Raw genomic sequence first — 2,128 nt, 5'->3', positions numbered from 1 at the left:
TTCGCAATGAGGAGGTCAGCGGTTCGATTCCGCTCGGCTCCACCAGGATTCTCCACCTCATCATCTGTCTTGGTTCATCGCTCGGCCCCATGGGCTTGGCGCGCGCCGTCAGGTCTGTCCTGGGCACGACGGTCCGGACCGGAACCCAAACCCCAGGGGTGACGTTCTCTAGGCATCTTTAAACATGGAGAGATGTCATGAACTCGGTCATCTATATTGTCGGCCTTATTGTCGTCGTCGGCGCTGTCCTGGCCTTCATTTTCTAGCTTTCAGTATACCAGGCGGTCGCCGTCTTTAAATCTGTAGGCGTACAAACTTGGCCCACCTCAACGCCTAGCTGATCGCGGCGCATATTTTCTCCATAGATTGTGCAGGTGCGACATCTTGACCACCCCCTGCGGCCCTAAGGTCTGATTAACCGTCCAGGCTTAGTCCTGCTACCCATTATGGGGATCAGAGCCGTGGCCACCTGGGCACCTGCCATCAGTTTGAGCTTTCTGAGCTTGGTCGCCGCCCTCGTCCTGGGTGCGGCGCCCCGGGACGCCAGCGCTGCTGCGGCCGTCTTTCCGCCCTGGTGGGACGCCCCCCGCGCCCTGGCGGCCGCTGACCAGGCGGGTGCCGTCACCGGGGTCGGTGCCTATCCCTTCGTCATCATCACGACCCTTGATCCGACCCGCAGCGCGGCTCTGAGCGATGGCCAGACCCTGGCCGCTGCGCTTCGGGCGCGGGGGGCCTGGCTCGTCGTAGATCCCGGCCTCGCCGGCCCCTGCGTATCGCCCACATGACCCCCTGTCCCGTCATCCCCACCCCGACCACGGCGCATTCGCCGAGCTCTGAAAGCGAAGCCAGCACATGACCAAGACCCGCGCCCTGACCCTCGACGACCAGAGAGCCTTTGGCCTGAAGGTCCTGAACGCCCTGATCTGTCTGTTCATCCCCCTGGTGGGGTGGGCGGCTTTCGTGAGCGGGGGCGCCTGGATCGGCCTTACGGCGGCGGCGGCGGCCCTGGCCGGGGTATCCCTGCTGATGTCCAGAGCCGGTGGGTCCGCCGCCCGGGTCACCATCGGAGTGGCGCTGATGGGATCGGTGTCCCTGCTGGTGGCGGCCTTTGCCGGGGCGCCCTGGCAGGTGGACATGCACATGGCCTATTTCGCCGCCCTGGCCACCTTGATGGTGTTCTGCGACTGGCGGGCGATCGTGGCCGGCGCAGGCACGGTAGCCCTGCACCATCTGGCGCTCAGTTTCCTTCTGCCGGCGGCGGTGTTCCCCGGCGGCGGCGACATCGGCCGGGTGCTGGTGCATGCGGTGATCCTGGTGATCGAAGCCGCCGTGCTCATCTGGGCGATCCAGCAGATCCTGCAGATGTTCGCCACCTCCACGGCGGCGGTCTCCGAGGCCGAGGCTGCGCGAAGCCTCGCTGAACAGGCCACCCAGGCGGTGGAGCAGTCCCGTAACGCCGAGGCTGCGGCGGCCCAGGAGCGGCACGATCTGCAACAGGCCGTCGACGAGGAGCGCGTGGCGGTGGTCGACGGCCTGGCCACCGGCCTCGACAAGCTGGCCCACGGGGTCCTGACCTACCGCATCAACACGGCCTTCACCCCCCAGTACGAGGCCCTGCGCCGGGACTTCAACATGGCCGCTGAGCGCCTGCAGGACGCTCTTGGGGTCATTGCCCAGGCGGCGATCAATATGCGCGGCGGGGCCGGCGAGATCAGTCAGGCCGCCGATAACCTGTCGCGGCGCACCGAGCAGCAGGCCGCGGGCCTGGAAGAGACCGCCGCGGCCCTGGACGAGGTCACCGCCACGGTGCGGACGTCTGCCGAAGGGGCCCGGGAGGCCTCCGCCGTGGTCGCCCGCTCGCGGCTGGATGCCCAGAAGGCCGGCCAGGTGGTGGGCGACGCCGTCCAGGCCATGAGCGAGATCGAAAAGTCCTCCGAGCAGATCACCCAGATTATTGGCGTGATCGACGAAATCGCCTTCCAGACCAATCTGCTGGCCCTCAATGCCGGGGTCGAAGCCGCCCGGGCCGGGGATGCTGGCCGCGGGTTTGCCGTGGTCGCCTCCGAAGTTCGCGCGCTGGCCCAGCGTTCCGCCGATGCGGCCAAGGAGATCAAGGGCCTGATCAGCG

Annotated in this window: 2 protein-coding genes; both read left to right on the top strand. The window is 67.1% G+C overall.

The genetic code is table 11. The annotated features are described in order from the left end of the window. Positions 1 to 503: 503 nt before the first annotated feature. Positions 504 to 785 carry a hypothetical protein gene (locus MH112_RS07090; protein ID WP_296565767.1) on the top strand — a complete coding sequence of 94 codons (282 nt, stop codon included), beginning with the start codon at positions 504 to 506 and terminating at the stop codon, positions 783 to 785. A gap of 67 nt (positions 786 to 852) precedes the next feature. Next, the coding region (locus tag MH112_RS07085) for a methyl-accepting chemotaxis protein (protein WP_296565765.1) at positions 853 to 2,128 on the top strand (1,276 nt) is incomplete at its 3' end.

This window comes from Phenylobacterium sp. (assembly GCF_022402485.1).
Lineage (GTDB): Bacteria > Pseudomonadota > Alphaproteobacteria > Caulobacterales > Caulobacteraceae > Phenylobacterium.
This window is presented reverse-complemented; position numbering and strand designations above follow the sequence as displayed.